The 15,613-nt window shown below is 64.9% G+C and carries 16 protein-coding genes; 6 read left to right on the top strand and 10 right to left on the bottom strand.

The genetic code is table 11. The features are described from left to right. Window positions 1-771: 771 nt before the first annotated feature. From AC1DU4_RS20470 to AC1DU4_RS20440, 7 genes are all read right to left on the bottom strand, one after another. Window positions 772-1,773, bottom strand: coding sequence for a beta-propeller fold lactonase family protein (locus tag AC1DU4_RS20470; RefSeq protein ID WP_477842920.1), 1,002 nt, complete (start codon window positions 1,771-1,773; stop codon window positions 772-774). 1,724 nt (window positions 1,774-3,497) lie between these two features. Then, on the bottom strand, window positions 3,498-3,716 hold the full coding sequence (locus AC1DU4_RS20465; protein ID WP_477842918.1) for a hypothetical protein: 219 nt from the start codon (window positions 3,714-3,716) through the stop codon (window positions 3,498-3,500). 297 nt (window positions 3,717-4,013) lie between these two features. Continuing rightward, window positions 4,014-4,343, bottom strand: coding sequence for a hypothetical protein (locus AC1DU4_RS20460; RefSeq protein ID WP_477842916.1), 330 nt, complete (start codon window positions 4,341-4,343; stop codon window positions 4,014-4,016). A 159-nt stretch (window positions 4,344-4,502) separates the two neighbouring features. Beyond that, window positions 4,503-5,345: a hypothetical protein gene (locus tag AC1DU4_RS20455; RefSeq protein ID WP_477842915.1), complete on the bottom strand. Its 843-nt coding sequence runs from the start codon at window positions 5,343-5,345 to the stop codon at window positions 4,503-4,505. Between the two features lie 165 nt (window positions 5,346-5,510). Further along, window positions 5,511-5,924 carry a hypothetical protein gene (locus tag AC1DU4_RS20450; RefSeq protein ID WP_477842913.1) on the bottom strand — a complete coding sequence of 138 codons (414 nt, stop codon included), beginning with the start codon at window positions 5,922-5,924 and terminating at the stop codon, window positions 5,511-5,513. After that, complete coding sequence (locus tag AC1DU4_RS20445) at window positions 5,921-6,811, bottom strand: TIR domain-containing protein (protein WP_477842911.1); 891 nt, start codon at window positions 6,809-6,811, stop codon at window positions 5,921-5,923. Before AC1DU4_RS20445 ends, AC1DU4_RS20450 begins: the two co-directional genes overlap by 4 nt. 247 nt (window positions 6,812-7,058) lie before the next feature. Continuing rightward, complete coding sequence (locus AC1DU4_RS20440; protein WP_477842910.1) at window positions 7,059-8,081, bottom strand: hypothetical protein; 1,023 nt, start codon at window positions 8,079-8,081, stop codon at window positions 7,059-7,061. A gap of 229 nt (window positions 8,082-8,310) precedes the next feature. Here AC1DU4_RS20440 and AC1DU4_RS20435 point away from each other — a divergent pair, with 229 nt between their 5' ends. Continuing rightward, entirely contained in the window at window positions 8,311-8,880 is a 570-nt protein-coding gene (locus AC1DU4_RS20435) for a GtrA family protein (protein ID WP_477842908.1), read from the top strand. On the opposite strand, the gene AC1DU4_RS20430 is transcribed toward AC1DU4_RS20435, so the two are convergent. Continuing rightward, entirely contained in the window at window positions 8,873-9,328 is a 456-nt protein-coding gene (locus AC1DU4_RS20430) for a GtrA family protein (RefSeq protein WP_477842906.1), read from the bottom strand. The genes AC1DU4_RS20435 and AC1DU4_RS20430 overlap by 8 nt on opposite strands. Window positions 9,329-9,855: 527 nt before the next feature. Between AC1DU4_RS20430 and AC1DU4_RS20425 the strand changes: the two genes are divergently transcribed. The 3 genes from AC1DU4_RS20425 to AC1DU4_RS20415 all read left to right on the top strand — a co-directional run bounded on the left by AC1DU4_RS20425 (window position 9,856) and on the right by AC1DU4_RS20415 (window position 11,703). Further along, on the top strand, window positions 9,856-10,269 hold the full coding sequence (locus tag AC1DU4_RS20425; RefSeq protein WP_477842904.1) for a hypothetical protein: 414 nt from the start codon (window positions 9,856-9,858) through the stop codon (window positions 10,267-10,269). Between the two features lie 328 nt (window positions 10,270-10,597). Next, the gene (locus tag AC1DU4_RS20420; RefSeq protein WP_477842902.1) at window positions 10,598-11,011 is read left to right on the top strand and encodes a hypothetical protein; all 414 of its coding nucleotides are present in this window, start codon (window positions 10,598-10,600) and stop codon (window positions 11,009-11,011) included. Between the two features lie 272 nt (window positions 11,012-11,283). Continuing rightward, on the top strand, window positions 11,284-11,703 hold the full coding sequence (locus AC1DU4_RS20415; RefSeq protein ID WP_477842900.1) for a hypothetical protein: 420 nt from the start codon (window positions 11,284-11,286) through the stop codon (window positions 11,701-11,703). A gap of 208 nt (window positions 11,704-11,911) precedes the next feature. On the opposite strand, the gene AC1DU4_RS20410 is transcribed toward AC1DU4_RS20415, so the two are convergent. Next, a complete protein-coding gene (locus AC1DU4_RS20410; protein ID WP_477842898.1) occupies window positions 11,912-12,325 on the bottom strand; it encodes a hypothetical protein in 414 nt (137 codons plus the stop codon). Window positions 12,326-13,405: 1,080 nt separating this feature from the next. Here AC1DU4_RS20410 and AC1DU4_RS20405 point away from each other — a divergent pair. Further along, window positions 13,406-13,816, top strand: coding sequence for a hypothetical protein (locus AC1DU4_RS20405; RefSeq protein WP_477842896.1), 411 nt, complete (start codon window positions 13,406-13,408; stop codon window positions 13,814-13,816). Window positions 13,817-13,998: 182 nt separating this feature from the next. Here the strand turns inward: AC1DU4_RS20405 and AC1DU4_RS20400 are convergent, their stop codons facing one another. Then, window positions 13,999-14,274, bottom strand: a complete 276-nt coding sequence (locus AC1DU4_RS20400) for a hypothetical protein (protein ID WP_477842894.1) — start codon at window positions 14,272-14,274, stop codon at window positions 13,999-14,001. A 30-nt stretch (window positions 14,275-14,304) separates the two neighbouring features. On the opposite strand from AC1DU4_RS20400, the gene AC1DU4_RS20395 reads away from it, so the two are divergent. Beyond that, window positions 14,305-14,721 (top strand): hypothetical protein, encoded by a 417-nt coding sequence (locus AC1DU4_RS20395; RefSeq protein WP_477842892.1) that lies wholly within the window; start codon window positions 14,305-14,307, stop codon window positions 14,719-14,721. Window positions 14,722-15,613 lie beyond the last annotated feature (892 nt).

The raw sequence follows: 15,613 nt of genomic DNA, 5'->3' as shown, positions 1-15,613 counted from the left end.
GTCCGCTTCCGACGCATCGGTGCGGGCGCAGGTCTGCAGAACCAGCGTCCCGCCGTCGGCGTGGCCAAGCCACCCGGCGACCGCGGACGGTGTTGCCCCGCGGCTATCAGCCGCGACGCCGCGGTGTGCCGAGCGGCGTGGAGCCTGGGGTGGGGCACCTGCGCGTACCGCAGAACCTCCTTCCACCAGTCATCGAGGGTGCGCGGCGCTACTGCACGGCCGTCCCAGTGCGTAGGCAGGTGGAGATCTCGTGCCCCGACCCATCCTTCACCAGCTCGCTTCCTTGAACCCCCGGCGGGTTTAACGCCACGCCCGCTTTCAAGAAGTGAGAGGCCATAAGATCAAATTCCAGCCAGAATTTCTCCTGGTCAGGATGTTTCACTCCAACCAACCGGCCCACGCCTACTCATGACTCCCCCGCGGTGTGTCATGTGTGTGTCACATCGAGCCCTCGTGACATCACCTTGGATACTCCTCGGACGTCCGACTGCATGCGGTTCCCGTGGGGTGGTGGGCCCGCCGTGCCACCGCCCTCGCCCGTCCCCGCGAGGTTCCCGAGTGCGCGCAGATCCTCGACGGTTTGGACCGGGTCGTCACCGAGCTCCGGGCGATGCGGGTTGGACACCCGGCACCGGTCCCCTCGCCAGCCGGTCCACCCGAGGCACGGATCACCGATGAAGAACATCGGCCACTCCCACGGCACGCCGGCCGGCACCGGGGCCGGGGCCGGGGCCGGGGCCGGGGCCGGGGCATTTCATGGTGCGACGGGCGTCAGCTCCCGAACACCATCGATCCTGACCCGCCCGGTGCCCCGGGGGTCTCGATCGCAATCACCGACACGGTCCCATCACTTGTGAAGTCGCCGTAGTTGGTGACGTAGGCGTGGGACCCGTTGGGGGTGATGGCCACCCCACGCGCCTCTGTGCCTACGGAGATGGGGTCAGCGGGGACGGTGTTGGTGGCGGTATTGATCACGTGCACCGACCCAGTGCGGTCAGTGACGTAGGCCAGGGATCCATCTGGGGTGATGGCCACTTCGGTGGCACTACGGACGTCGATCGTCTTGGTGACGGTATTGGTGGCGGTATCGATCACGGATACCCCGCCGGAGGCAATATTGGCGACGTAGATTCGCTGGCCGTCTCGGGTAACGGCGATTCCACGCGGCCCGATGCCGACAGGAACGTCACCGGCGACGGTGTTGGTGGCAGTGTTGATCACGCGCAGGCGCCCGTAGGGGCCGCCGAAGACGTCGGTGACGTACACGCGGGTGCCGTCTGGCGCGACCGTAATCCCTTCCAGCTGGCCGCCCAGACGAATGGTGTCGGTGACGCTGTTGGTAGCGGTGTCGATCACCGAAATCGTCCCACGGTCACTGGTGGCGTAAACGTGGGCGCCGTTGGGGGCGATCGCGATTGAGGCCGAACTACCGGACCAGGGGAGCGGGATGGTGGCGGCAACGGTGTTGGTAGCGGTGTCAATCACCGACACCCCGTCGCCGCCATTGTTTCTGGCGTACGCCCGTGCGCCGTCAGGGGTGATCACGACCCCAGTCGCGGCGCCGACGGGAACGGTTGTGGCGACAGTGTTGGTCGCGGTGTCGATCACTGACAACGTCCGAGTTCCCTCGTTGGTGACGTAGGCGCGCGAGCCATCCGGAGTTATCGCCACCGACGCTGGATTCCTCCCCACCGGGATCGTGGCGATCACCCTGTCTGCGTGCGCGGCCGGGGTGACCAGCAACATGGTGGCAGCTGAGAGGAAGGTGATCACACCTGCGGTCAAGGCGCGGTGTGGCGTGCGCCGATGTCGCACGGGTTCCGGTCGTGCGCGCGGCACGTTTGTCTGCATCACAACCCTCATCAAGCCCTCGAATTCGATAGTCGATGTCTATCTGTCTGTCGACAGGTTCGACCACGGACGATAGATGTTCCATCGCTCGGTGGTCTCCTGTCGTCGTCGTTTGTTCGGCTGACAATCGGCCTGGCTGGCCGTGAGTGTGTCTGATTCGCCTGATAGACCTCGTCGGCTGGGTCGGTGCCGCCGCCGACGGGTCTGATTTCCGCGCCGGCGACGGCAGCCTCGGGCCGTGGGGCGACGTTCACGCTCGGCCGCCGGGTTGGGGCGATCTTGACGTTCGTGGCGGCTGTTGCGCTGATCATTGCGTCGATTCCGTTGATATCGACGCCGATGCGTATCGAGAAGGGCAATTGCGGGACGATTTTCGCCCGTGAGGACACGTGGAYGTATAAGTCGAGTTCTCGTGATCCGGGCGACTACTACAACAGCTACACCTCGCCTGAGCTGTCGGCACGACTGTCAGTGGACGACATGGTGGCGGACTTGAACCGGGGGCGCGGCGGCGTTCGAGGCGTGCCAGGACAAGCATCAGAGTCGGCGGATTGTGCTGTTCACGTTGGGCGGGACGAGCATTGCCCTGCTGATCGGAGGCGGCTACTTGTTGTATTCGGATCGGCGCCGGCCAGCGGTGGTGTCGTTAGGCGGAGCCCCTCGCCCTGGTGTTTAGGGCGGCCAGTTCTGAGGTTGTGTTCCACCGATATTGAAGACATCGGCGCCCTCGGCGTCGCCGCGCGGTCCACCCGCGCACGACCGCACCCGAACCACACCGGAGGTCGAGCGCCCGAGAGTCCACTGCCACTCGAGCGGAGCCGGAACCACCGGCCCGAAGCTCTAGCGCGGTCCGGGCATACCGCCTGCATCCGGCCCCACACCCGGAGGCGACTCACCACCGTGCCGGTAACGGATATTATGACGTTCTCCCTGGTTAAGGCGGTTTACCAGTGTAGTTGGAGGCTTGACACCCTGAGTGTCCAGAAGTTCGTATCATCGCAACATGCCAACTGGACCTGCACACGATCGCATTGTTAACGAGGTTGTCGATGGACGAGTAGTCGCGCAGGAGTTGTGGCCGTGCCGGTGCATGGAGGGTGAGGACCACCTAGCCGATGGTTCGTCGTGGGGCGACGAGGACGACTCCCACCCAGAGTCCAGCTTCGCTGGCGCTGAGGAAATTTGGCTTTCGAGCGGGATGGATGAGGATTATGACTTCCGATAAGGACCGCTAACCCGATTGTCAACCAGCCAAAGACATGGGCCGACATCGCAGCGGAACTTGTCAAGGGAGTTGAGTCCAGCACTCGTGTGTGTCAGAGCCCACGTCCGACTCGAACGACCGCCACGGCCCCCTCCCCCGGTGTAGCTCGCGGCGGTCCGCGCACCCGCTGCTACCGTGCACGGAATCCGCCCGCGCGTGGATCCGCCGGCAACAGGGATTACGACATCTCTTTGGCCCGAGAGCAGTTCACGCCGCGATGATCATCCTTCGACCCACCGGCGAGATGACCGCCRCCCCAATTCGGCCCTGCCCGGCGTTTGTCGGGTGGGACCGCCGGCGTCTGCTGCGCCGCGTGGGGAGCTGACTGCGTCGGTGGCGGCCGCCACCGACGCCAGCATGTGGCTTCGGTACCCATCCCGCGTCAGTCGCTCGGAGCCAACGGCAGCCCGATCATCTCCTCGAGCTCGGCCCGGCGGCGCGGCTCCAACCTGTCCCAGAGGTCTCGATACGAGTACCAGTAGAACCCGCCATGGACGCCGGCATGCTCGCCCCAGTGTCCGGCCTCGAGTTGCTGTTCAAACGTGGTCTCGTCCTCGCCACTCATGAAGCGCATCAGGGGGACATCGACCCGTTGGGGCACGACCCTGAGGTTCGAGAACCTCGCAGCGTCGGGATCGATGTACCACTCTGCATGGAGGCCGCGGATTGCGTCGAGGGCTTCTTCGAGTGATGACCCGGATGCGCTTCCTCGTAGAAGCGAATGAGTCGCAGGTGATCCCCCCAGGTCGCGGATTGCGTCGAGCAGTGCCACGACCTCCACCACCACCGGCGGGTCCAGCAGACGGTGCGCGAGCACCCACAGGTGTCCCTCATAGGACTGGTTCCAGTCGAAGCCGACGTGCGGATGCCGGATCCGGTAGACCGCCCACAACGCCTCTCACGTCGCTTCGGGTGCCCGATCAGCCCAGCTCCCTGCGCGGGCCGCGTCACCGACGACATAGACCCTGTTCGGTCGGGGGTCGAAGATCGCGAACCTATAGTGCTTCTCCAGGTCGGCGATCACCTCATCGACCAGCAGCCCGTGATCCTCCGCGACAGCTCGCAGCTGCTCCGTCACCGGGCGCGGGATAAACCCGGACGCCGCGATGTCGAGAGCATGGGAGCGGCGTGTGCCATGGAACATCGGAAGCGGAACGCTGCCGAGCGCGGATATCAGCGCGGCCGTGCGGTCCGGGTGCGGGGGGTCGGTTCTGGTCTGTAGGGCCACGAAAGCATGGTCGCACCCCAGCCTTCGGCTCCGAGCACCGAGCAGTGGATCCGCCGGGACGTCAAGGCAGTGGCTACAGCGACGAATGCCTGCAACTGATGCATTTCGTCATCGTTGCGAGCCGGTAATCCCCTCTTATGTCAGGTTGCCTGGGTGGTCCTAACGCCGCATGGTGAAGGTGATCGGGATGTGGTCCCACGGGTCCGACCATCGGAACCTCACGGTCTTCGGTACACCGTTGAGCACCCAGGAGAGTGAGCTCGGCCGTTGCGCCACCCGGCGCAGCGGGTTGATCTCGTCGTCGTGGAGCTGCGCCTCGGACTGGTTGAACAGACACAGGGTGAAGCTGACGCCGCCGAGGTCGACGATGCCGCCGACCAGCAGCCGTGGGTCGTGCTTGATCAGTGGTACGGCCGACCACCAGTCGCTCAGGATGGTCTCGATCCGGGTGAACGGGTCGTACGACAGGTGAGAGTTCGACAAGTCGCCGGTCACGCCAAGGCCCCACGTACGAGGCCACTCAGCGCGGTCGAGCAGCAGGTCGATCGCTTCGTCCGGAACGATCGTCTTCACCCGATCGCCGTCCTTCTCGGTGTAGACGTCCGCGGCGGCGTGCGTGATCAGCAACTTGAGTACCCAGCGCTGGAAGTCGTCGCCCGAGATCTCAACTTCTTCGGGATCGCCCCACGCGCCGGCACCGTTCAGGTATCGCAAAGCGATGTCTCGCAGGAAGGTCGCGAAAGYGAGCGCGGCCTGGTCGGCGTTGCTGAGTCCGTTGTTGTGGGCCGTGCACAGCACATTGGCGACGAACTTCTTAGGCTGGATCCCGACGGGGATTCGGTAATTCGGTGACGGCCGGATTCGAACGTCGGGATCGTCGAAAGTGTAGAGGCGGATCAGAGCGTGCGAGATGTAGTGCTCGCCCGATATCGACGTCGAGCAGCCTCCCCTCGTATTCGCGTAGCACTTCGGGTGCTTGTATCCCAGGTCAGTGTCCGTCATCTCCACGTCCCATTCGTCAATTGGTCGCAACCCCGGACTGCAAAGTCGAACATCCCGGTCAGTTCTCCGCAGAGAGAACGGCTTCCAGCGGTACCACCTCAGACATCGATGTATCGCGATCCTTCCCGATGTAGTCCAGGGCGGACTTTTCGATGGATGCGCCGCTCAGATAGCGAAGTCAGATCCGCACACGAGGCAGTGGAGCAGCTGATTGTGGTCAGCGGGCACCTTGATCGGCTCGTACGGGTGACACGGCGATTGCACGATGTCCATGTCGTTGGGTTCGGTCATCGCCTCGGGGACATCGGATGTGGACTCGATTCGTAGCCCCGTCTCATTCGAAAGCTGAGCGAGGATGTCCGGCATTGCGCGGGCCTGTGCGTACTCGAGCTGTTCTTTGGTCCACCACTGGTCCGTGCCTGCCGGAACACCGCACAGAGGGCAGTAGTAGGCGTTCGGGGTTGGTTCGGCGGCGGCCTCGTCGTTGATCGGACCAAGGTGCCATTTGAACTGCTGCTCGCACGTGGGGCATTCCCGACGTACGAAGTTGTCGTCGTCGGCAGGGATGGGCACGTTCATGTCATGCTCACAAACTCTTCGTGGTCAAAGGACTCGCCGTCCTCAGTGCACCCCTTGATGAGAAGCGTGAAATACCGCTTGTTGTCGCCCATCGCGATGTTGCCCATGTAGTCGATGCGGAACGACTTGCCCGGTGGGAGTTTTGGGACGGGGAGCGGTTCACGGTCTCGGAGGAGCCCCCGCCCAACCGCGTCGATCTCCTCGACATCGACGTTAAAGGCATCGCCTGGGCCGTTGTTCGTGATCTCGACGTAGTCGAGTTTGTTGCCGCCACGGCGAAAGTGATTGGCGGAGAACCTTGGCCTCGCGGGCCGCTCGGACGTCGGAACCTTTCTTCCGAGCGGGATACCGCCTCCGGGAGCCCCTGGAGGTGTGAGTTCTGAGCTGAGCCAGTCCGTACCCATCTGGTCGACATCGCAGCCCGCCGTGACCAAGCGGCCTCGGAGCGCTTGCCGCTTCTCCGGGCTGCTGTCGAGGCGGATGGTGTGGCGGCCGTGAATGTCGCTGAACTGCTTGATCCTGCCGAATTCGACGATGATGGTCCGCTTCGGGTTCCGCCCCATAGCCATGCCCGCTTCGAAGAGGACGTTCGGCCGAGGTTGTGCTTGCGGGGACGTTTCAGGGTCGTCGGCGTCGGCCAAGTCGGTCCGGAGATACGCGACATCGTCAGGAGTTTCAAGCACAACGATGGCCTGCGCAATCTCGAACGCCTTGTCGAGCACCTGACCGATATAGGGCGCTCCCTCGCCGGTCTCGTGAACTGCCTGATCCCATTCGATCGGGGACAGGCCCAAGGCACGGAGGAACATGAAGATCTGATTTCGGGCAGCACTGTTGCGTCCGTGGATCACGAACACCTTGCGAGGATCCGGAGAAGCAGTGGTCACGAGTCGAGCATAGAGGCGACGACCGACACCACGACCCGAGCCGCCGCGCCTCGATTGACACGGTTCCCCCGAGTCCGAATGACTCCGACCTCAGCCTGGACCTCGACCCGTCTCATTTCCTTGGTTGTGGTGTGACTCGCGGCGATATGTGGCGGTGTTCTCGCGTGGCCAGATGGCGGTTCTGTGGTGGGAGTAGGGCCGCCGCGATCAGGACTCGTCACGGGCCCGTCGTCGGATGCCGGTACAACTAGCGCTTGTTCGGTTCGGGCCGACGCACATCTGGCTGCCCGACGACCGGGTCGTTCGGATGTAAACGCTGCTGCAAGAGTGCGAGGCCCTCGGGATGGAGAGTTCCGCGGAAAACGTGGCAGGCCCAGTCGAAGTCGGCAGTGGACCACGCGGCGGCCGCTTCCCCGTACCAGGCGAGGTTCCACGGTTCGCTTGACCGTGGGCGGCGGGTCATCAACCCGTCGCCTTCGCCGCCGCCGAATCCCGCGCTGAACGCGCCGGTCGCCTCGTCATCGATCCTGATCCACCGGGGGGTCAGATCGTGGAGGACGGGGACGTGCAGGTCTGCGGCGGAAACGTTGTCGCGGAACCAGTCGTAGGTCCGTTGGCGCCTGGTCTCGGCCGCGGCCTTCATCTTCCTCTGGGAGTCGTCGTCGGTCTCGATTGGCCCGTCCCAGGTGAAGGCGGCGGGGTCGACCGGAGTGCCGAATGTTGCCTGTTCGAACGCCGCTCCGTCGATTCCGTCCCCGGTGTGCGCGGCGAGTACCGCGCCGGAGTCGGCGTCGACGATCAGCCGCACGGACGGTTTGTCAGGTCTGCGCGGAGCCAGCTCGAGGGACCAGCATGGGCGGGCGAGGAACTCTATGTCCTCGACGGGGCGGGTTGGGCGGGCATAGTTTTCCCGTACCCAGTGCCCGGTCGGTGGTGTGATCAACAACTGTTTGCCCGGGCCTGCGATATGTACACGTTCGAGGGGAGTCTGTCGCGGCCGTGATGGGTCATCGTGGAAGTGCCACGCCGTTTCCCCGTCAGTGAGGAACACCAGTTCGCCGGTCAACGCCTCTACCCGCGCCTTCCGGCCGGCCCGGATCACCCGGACACCACCGGGGCCAAGTCCCACGATCACAGGTTTCTCGCCGTAGCTGATGGCGGACACCTTGATGGGCTCGTCGGAGTTGTGATGGGTCCGCACGATTCCATCGACCGGGGTCGTGGGGCCGTCGACCATCGCGACGAGAACTTGTATCCAAGCAGTAGTCATATTGTCCTTACCCTTTGTGCTACCGAGTCATATTGTGCGCAAAGCCTCTTAGGTGAGCAGCAAACGGGCGTCGCTGACGATTGGTGAGAGATTGCTGCACCCGGCGAGTCACACAACCGATGGTCGCCGCCCTCCGAGGTCGTCGTGAAATCGTTCGTTTCCAGGACACGAGACGCCCGAGTTCGGTCGGTCCAGCATCAACGAAGGCCGCCCTCTGTAGCCTGTCTCGGTGTTCCTCACTCGGATTGTCACCGCACGGATGCCGAATCGGCTGTTGGCAGTATTCGTGCGCAACGCGGAGCTGTTGAAGTTCTTGACAGTCGGATCGATCGCGTTCGTTGTCACGGTGGTGCTGTTCTTCGGCCTGAAATGGACGGTCCTGGACGGCAAGCCGCTAACAGCGCTTTTCGTGGCGATGCTGTTCGCCACCGTGGTGTCCTACGTGCTCAACCGCGAGTGGGCGTTCACTGCTCGAGGCGGTCGAGAGGGTCGGCACGAGGCAGCCCTGTTCTTCGTGGTCGCCGGCGTCGGTCTGGCGATCAACCAGCTGCCACTGGTGGTGTCACGGTACGTGTTCGCCCTCCAGTCACCACACGTGTCGCTCGTCACGGAGAACCTCGCCGATTTCATCAGTGCCAACATCGTCGGCACCCTCCTCGCGACGGCGTTCCGCTGGTGGGCAATGCGCAAATTTGTGTTTCCGAATCCTGTTGTTCCACAACTTGAATTGGACGATTCGACGAATGGGGGGAACGCGAACGCTGACGTTTCTGCCGTGAGCAGCAGCGAGGCTATCTGAGGTCGAAGATCGTGCGGCGTTGGACGATGAAGTTGACGATTGTCGCGACGCTCTGTCCGCAGACGAACGCGACGAGTACCCAGGTGGTACCGGCCGGCAGCACACTGTGGAGTCCGGTACTGATCCCGACCTGAATGACGAATGTCACCGAGTACAGCGCCGCGACCGCCAGAAACCTCGCCCGGCTGGGCGGAGCTTGGAAGGTCCAGCGTCGATTGATGATGTAGGCCGTCAGGGTGCCTGCCACGAAGCCCACGGTCTTGGCGGCGGCGAACGGCATGTCGACTCGTAGCAGCGCCAGGAGCAGGCCGGCGTCGATAACAGCTGACAGTCCTCCGGACAATGCGAATCGAACGACCTGGGTTTGCAGATTCCCGGTGGCGTCGCTGGTTGCTGCGCTATGGGCCAGCGGTGATTCCTGGGGACGCTCCAACTCTGATGCAGACACGACGGCGATTGTCTCAGCTCGGTTCTCGCGAGTGTCGGAAGTTGGGCCGCGCATCTCGGTGAGATCAGCGGCCGAGTTCGATCGTCTCGATCTCGTGGTTGTGACCGGTGCTCACCAGCCGCAGCGTACTTGCGAGCACGACCCCGAATCACGATTGATAGCTCTCCCCTATCGAGTGCGCGCGTCTCCCTACCGTTCGTTTCCCGGACACGAATCGGGATGGGCGGCTGAGGATGCGTGTGACTCGCGGCGATAGATGGCGGAGTTCTCGCGGCGTCAGGCGGCGCCGACGACGAGGGTGCTGCGGGCGGTTTCGACGACGTCGGTTGTGTGGAGAAGGTGATCGCGGCACACGCCCCCCACCCGAGTCGATGAGGCTCGACTAGCCCACGCCGAACACGCTACGGGCGGCCCCAACCAGGTGATTCACGGTCGGGGCCACCCGTATCGGACGTAGAATGAGAGCTTCTTCGGCCGGCGCCGGTGTTCGGGGGTTGGAGCGGGCCACCAGGCAGGAAGGTCCGTCGATGAGACCACGTCACCGTCTACGCCGAGCATCCATCGTCGCCGGAGCTGGTGCAGCACTGCTTCTCGCGGCACAGCCGGCCGCCGCCGCCCCGATCGACACTGTCTTCCCCATTCCCGCCGGTGGTGTCGGTGTCGGCGTGACGGGACTCCCGAGCTCGGGCTACTTCTACCTGACCGCCACGACCGACACAGACGATCCGGGAGTGACCCGTTTCGGGCCGTACACCGGTGTCCACGTCCACTGGCGAAACATCTCCACCGGTGCAGCGGGTGTCGCCTACGTCAACAACCGTTACGGGACACCGGTCGAGACCGGTTCCGGGACGGTGGCTGCCGTGGTCACGATTCCCGATGGGCCCGGATACCGGATACTCGCCAGCACGCCCGGCGCCGGTGTCTGGACAGTCCCCTGATCGGATCAACAGCCGCACCCGAACCGTGGTCCGTCACGGCGGCTTCCCCTTTCGGCGTCGGATGACGGCACCCAATCATGCCCATTTACGTCAGGTGGCCCTGACGATGCCGGAGCCTCGTTGGCGTTGGCGTTGTCGTAGTTGGACCCGGCATCCATCAAACGACCGTTTCCCGGACACGAATCGAGATGTCGGTCGCAACTCTCGGTCGCTTGTGACTCGCGGTGTCAGGTGGCGCAAACCGTCACGGACGTAGGCTGACAGCATCCTTCGGCCGGCGCACGTGTTCGTGAACGGGAGCTGGCCACCAGGGCAGGGAGGTCCGTCGATGAGACAACGCCACCGTCTACACCGAGCATCCATCGTCGCCGGAGCCGGCCTAGCACTGCTCCTCGCGGCACACCCGGCCGCCGCCGCACCGACCGACACCGCCTTCCCCATCCCCGTGGTGTGGATCGGACCCTCTGCCACCTACCTCTCCAATGGGGACGTTGAATACGTAACGGCCAGCACCGACTCGGCAATGCCGGGCGTCACCCGATTCGCCGGGGCGCCCTACGTGGTTCATTGGCGAAATCTCTCGACCGGCGCCGCTGACACCGTGCCCGTCGAGTGGCCGAGCGTCGAGGCTCACACCGGGTCCGGAACCGTGGTCGCGACCGTCACGCCGCCGGACTATCTGCTCGCCGATTACTCGGGACTCACGCTCCTGACCGGCGCCGGCGCCTGGACGGTCCCCTGACCGACTCTGCAGCCGCCCCCGGAGGCGTTGCGGACGCTGCCGCCAGACTTCTTCGGCGAACAACACCGCCAACCCGAAAGGTCCCCGACATGTTCCAACTTTGGTGGTACACCATGGACCTGCCGAAAGAATGGATCGAGGCCTTAATGGCCGTGACCCCTTGTGAGTGGTGGGGCTGGGGGCACTGTCCGCGTTGATCAGTTGTTGGTGACCACGAAGCCCTTGCCCGCCGGATTGCCCTGCACCGCAATGTGCTGCTCCTGGAGGTCGTCATGATTGATTTCGTTCGCCGATCGGTCGTCTGCGCGGCCGTCGTGGCCGGTTCGGTTCTGGCGCCGGCGGCCGTCGCCTCCGCCGCGGTCACCGTTCCGTTCCAGATCAACCCCGCGCCGTTCGGAAACCCTTACGGCAGCCTCGACGTTCCTACGATCCGCTGCGTGGCCGTGGTCGGTGAACAGCCTGGGACGGTGACGATCACCGGCCCGAAGGAAGGCTGGTGGAAGTGCATACTCCCGGGCGACGTGCATTGGCTGAACCTGTCGAGCGGAGCCTCCGGCTCCGCCCGGATGTCGGCCGGATTGGACGGATACCCGGAAGCGGTCCTGCCGACCGGGACCGGGCAGGTCGTCGTCGCCGCCACTTCCGACGCCGGCCCATACACACCGGGCGTCGCAACCGTCTACGTTCCGTAGGCGCCGGCCCCGCGGTCCGGGAGGGCGCGCGGGTCTCCCGCTCACCAGGCCCCGAGTGGGCTCAGTTCTCGATCCCGACAGGCAATGGTCGAGGCTGCTGAAATGGATCAGTGGGTGCCGGCGTTGGCGGTGCGGCCGTGCCAGTGAGCCCCCTCTCCCGACGACGCGAGCAGCTCCAGCCACGGTCCGGGCGCGGCTGCCGGGTCGGTCAGGGGACTGTCCAGACACCGGCGCCGGGCGTGCTGGCGAGTATCCGGTATCCGGGCCCATCGGGAATCGTGGCCACGGCGACCACCGTCCCGGAACCGGTCTCGACCGATGTGCCGTAACGGTTGTCGAGGTATGCCACACCCACGGCACCGGTGGAGATGTTTCGCCAGTGGACGTGGACACCGGTGTACGGCCCCAGCCGGGTCACTCCCGGAGTGTCTGGGTCGGTGGTGGCGGTCAGGTAGAAGTAACCCGCGCCCGGGAATCCGGTCACACCGACGCTGATCCCGGCGCCGGGAACGAGGAAGACGGTGTCGGCCGGCGCGGCGGCGGCCGGCTGTGCCGCGAGAAGCAGTGCTGCACCGGCTCCGGCGACGATGGATGCTCGGCGTAGACGACGGCGTTGTCTCATCGGCGGGCCTCCCTGCCCTGGTGGCCCGCTCCTGGTCACGAACACCGGCGCCGACCGAAGGATGCTGTCAGCCTACGTCCGCGATGGTGCCCCCGACCATGGATCACCTGGTCGGGGCCGCCCTGGCGTGTTCGGCGTGGACTAGTAGAGCCTGATCGAGTCGGGTGAGGCGTGCGCCGCGATCACCTTCTCGATGTCGGCGAAACCGCCCGCAGCACCCTTGTCATCGGCGTCACCTGACGCCGCGAGAACGCCGCCACATTCGCCGCGAATCACAGGCTTCGGCTCAGTCAGAGGCCCATCGAACGGAGATACAGCGCCGTCGCGTTCAGCCCCTCAAAGAAGTGGCCCACCAAAGGACCGGCCACCGGTCCGAACCAGATCGTCGGGTCATCCAACATCACATCCACCCCCCTTGGGATAGGTGAGTCCCGACCAGTCTCGTCAGGGTAGTCCTGAGCTATGCGGTGCGGAAGGTCCGAATGGACATCCACTCCAATTGTCAGTCCCACATTCCCCGCCCGAGCCGGCGCCGCCACCGCTCGAACTGAAAGGGAAGAGCGGTCCGCTGACTCGCAGCGATAGATGGCGTGGTTCTTCTCCGCCTCATCTGGGCGCGGTGCGAGTCCTGATCGCGGGCGTCGACATCACTCACCGCCACCTAGAGTTTCAAATCACCGCCACATATCGCCGCGAGTCACACAACCGTTGGCCGGCGCCATCCGAGATCGTCCTGAAATCGTTCGTTTCCCGGACACGAATCCAGCCGGCTCCCCGCGCCCAGCGAGCTGCCGGACGAGGTTGCGACTCGCGGCGATAGATGGCGGTGTTCTCGCGACGTCAGGTGGCGCCAACGAGAAGCGTGCTGCGGGCGGTTTCGACGACGTCGGCGGTGTCGAGAAGGTATCGCGGCACACGCCTCACCCGACTCGATCAGACTCGATCAGACTCGACTAGAACGGGCAGCCCGACAGGTGATCCATGGTCGGGGCCACCGTCGCGGACGTAGGCTGACAGCATCCTTCGGTCGGCGTCGGTGTTCGGTACCCGGAGCGGGCTACCTGGCAGGGAGGTCCGTCGATGAGACAACGTCACCGTCTACGCCGAGCATCCATCGTCGCCGGAGCCGGATTTGCACTGCTTCTCGCGGCACAGCCGGCCGCCGCCGCGCCGACCGACACCGTCTTCCCTATCCCCGTGGTGTGGGTCGGACACGGAGTGACCAACCTCCCCGCAGGCGACATCGAATACGTCACGGCCAGCACCGACCCAGCAAGGCCCGGCATCACCAGATTCACCGGAACCCCCTACACGGTCCACTGGCGCAATCTCGCGACCGGCGCAGCCGACACCGTGCTCGTCGAATGGCCGAGCGTCGAGGTCCACACCGGATCCGGGCCCGTGGTCGCCACCGTCACACCGGACGCCATGCTCGCGGCGTGGTCGGGACTGCTGCTCCTGACCGGCGCCGGCGCCTGGACGGTCCCATGACCGAGAAGCTAGTGATCAGCAGCAATCCCACCCGCGGATGCGACTTTGGCGAACACTTCCCGTAACCAACCCCGCGAGGTGATCCAAATGGTGGACACATTCTGGTTCGAATGGATCCCGTACCCCATCAAAATCTGGCTACTGACCGCCTTGCCCTGCAACCTGGGTGGGTGGAACTGCGACTAGTTGTTGGTGACCCCGAAGCCCTTGCCGACAGAGAACTGGCTACCGGGAGAGTTGATCTCGTTGAGCACCGCCGAGAACTTGACGTACTCGAACGTCAATCCGGACGCGCCGCGAACGTACCCGACGATCTTGGTGGTGCTGCCGAGGAATACGGAGCCACCCGAATCACCCTGGAAGGATGACCCCAGGGTGAAGATTCGCGTCGGGTTGTCGCCCGTGATGATCCCGCAGGTCACGACCGTGGACGCGACGACGAGCAGTAGAGTGACCAAACCTGGCCCCGACTGTTCTTGGAGGTCGCCATGATCGATTTCGTTCGCCGATCGGTCGCCTGCGCGGCCATCGTGGCCGGTTCGGTTCTGGCGCCCGCGGCCGTCGCCTCCGCCGCGGTCACCGTTCCGTTCCAGATCAACCCGTACGGCCCCTTCGATTTTCCCTCGGTCCGCTGCGTGGCCGTGGTCGGCGAACAGCCTGGGACGGTGACGATCACCGGTCCGGAGGAACGCAGACGGGAAGGCAGATCGGGGTGCCTACAACTGTCCGAAGTGCGCTGGCTGAACCTGTCGAGCGGAGCCTCCGGCTCCACCCCGATGTCGGGCGGCTTGGACGGATCCCCGGAGGCGGTCCTGCCGACCGGGACCGGGCAGGTTGTCGTCGTCGTCGCAAACACCGGCAGCTCGTTCGTCACACCGGGCGTCGCAACCGTCTACGTTCCGTAGGCGCCGGCCCCGCGGTTCAGGAGGGCGCGGGTCTCTCGCTCACCAGGCCCCGAGTGGGCTCAGTTCTCGACCCTGACAGGCAGTGGTCGAGGCCTCTCTGAATGTGGATCAGCCGGTGCCGGCCGTGCCGGTGGGCCCCGCCCAACGCCTCGAGCAGCTCCAGCCGGTCCGGGGGTGCGGTTGTCGAGTCGGTCAGGGGACCGTCCAGACACCGGCGCCGGGCGTGCTGGCGAGTATCCGGTACCCAGACCCACCGGGCGCCGTGGCCACGGCGACCACCGTCCCGGAACCGGTCTCGACCGATGTGCCGCCGGGGTGGTCGAGGTACGTGACACCCGCTGCACCAGTGGAGATGTTTCGCCAGTGGACGTGGACTCCGGTGTACGGCCCCAAGCGGGTCACTCCCGGAGTTGCAGTGTCGGTAGTGGCGGTCAGGTAGAAGTAGCCCGAGCTCGGGAGTCCGGTTGGGCCGACGCTGATCCCGGCGCCGGGAATGGGGAAGACAGTGTCGGTCGGCGCGGCGGCGGCCGGGTGTGCCGCGAGGAGCAGGGCTACGCCGGCCCCAGCGCAGATGGATGCTCGGCGTAGACGGTGACGTTGTCTCATCGACGGACCTCCCTGCCTGGTGGCCCGCGCCCGCTATAGCACCGGCGCCAGCCGAAGATGCTGTCAGCCTACGTCCGATACGGGTATCCCCGACCATGAATCACCTGGTCGGGGCCACCTGCGTGTTCGGCGTGGACTAGTTGTACTGCCCAGGCAGGTTGGTCGAGGGATTGCAACGACACACTGTGACCGGTCGTTGAACAGCGAAGGTCTCCTGTCGTGAAGTGGAGCTACTACGACAACCACTCACCGACAGGAGACCTTCGTGGTCCACGCTAATGCACCC

It is taken from the genome of Rhodococcus sp. P4_F5, from assembly GCF_056401315.1.
Note: the sequence above shows the minus strand (reverse complement) of the source record. Positions and strands in the feature narration are given on the sequence as shown.

What these genes read in the sequence shown, in the direction of transcription:
- AC1DU4_RS20450 (WP_477842913.1), bottom strand. Translation starts at nt 5,924, where the DNA reads ATGAACGTGCCCATCCCTGCCGACGACGACAACTTCGTACGTCGGGAA.
- AC1DU4_RS20440 (WP_477842910.1), bottom strand. Translation starts at nt 8,081, where the DNA reads ATGACTACTGCTTGGATACAAGTTCTCGTCGCGATGGTCGACGGCCCC.
- AC1DU4_RS20425 (WP_477842904.1), top strand. Translation starts at nt 9,856, where the DNA reads ATGAGACCACGTCACCGTCTACGCCGAGCATCCATCGTCGCCGGAGCT.
- AC1DU4_RS20420 (WP_477842902.1), top strand. Translation starts at nt 10,598, where the DNA reads ATGAGACAACGCCACCGTCTACACCGAGCATCCATCGTCGCCGGAGCC.
- AC1DU4_RS20415 (WP_477842900.1), top strand. Translation starts at nt 11,284, where the DNA reads ATGATTGATTTCGTTCGCCGATCGGTCGTCTGCGCGGCCGTCGTGGCC.
- AC1DU4_RS20410 (WP_477842898.1), bottom strand. Translation starts at nt 12,325, where the DNA reads ATGAGACAACGCCGTCGTCTACGCCGAGCATCCATCGTCGCCGGAGCC.
- AC1DU4_RS20405 (WP_477842896.1), top strand. Translation starts at nt 13,406, where the DNA reads ATGAGACAACGTCACCGTCTACGCCGAGCATCCATCGTCGCCGGAGCC.
- AC1DU4_RS20395 (WP_477842892.1), top strand. Translation starts at nt 14,305, where the DNA reads ATGATCGATTTCGTTCGCCGATCGGTCGCCTGCGCGGCCATCGTGGCC.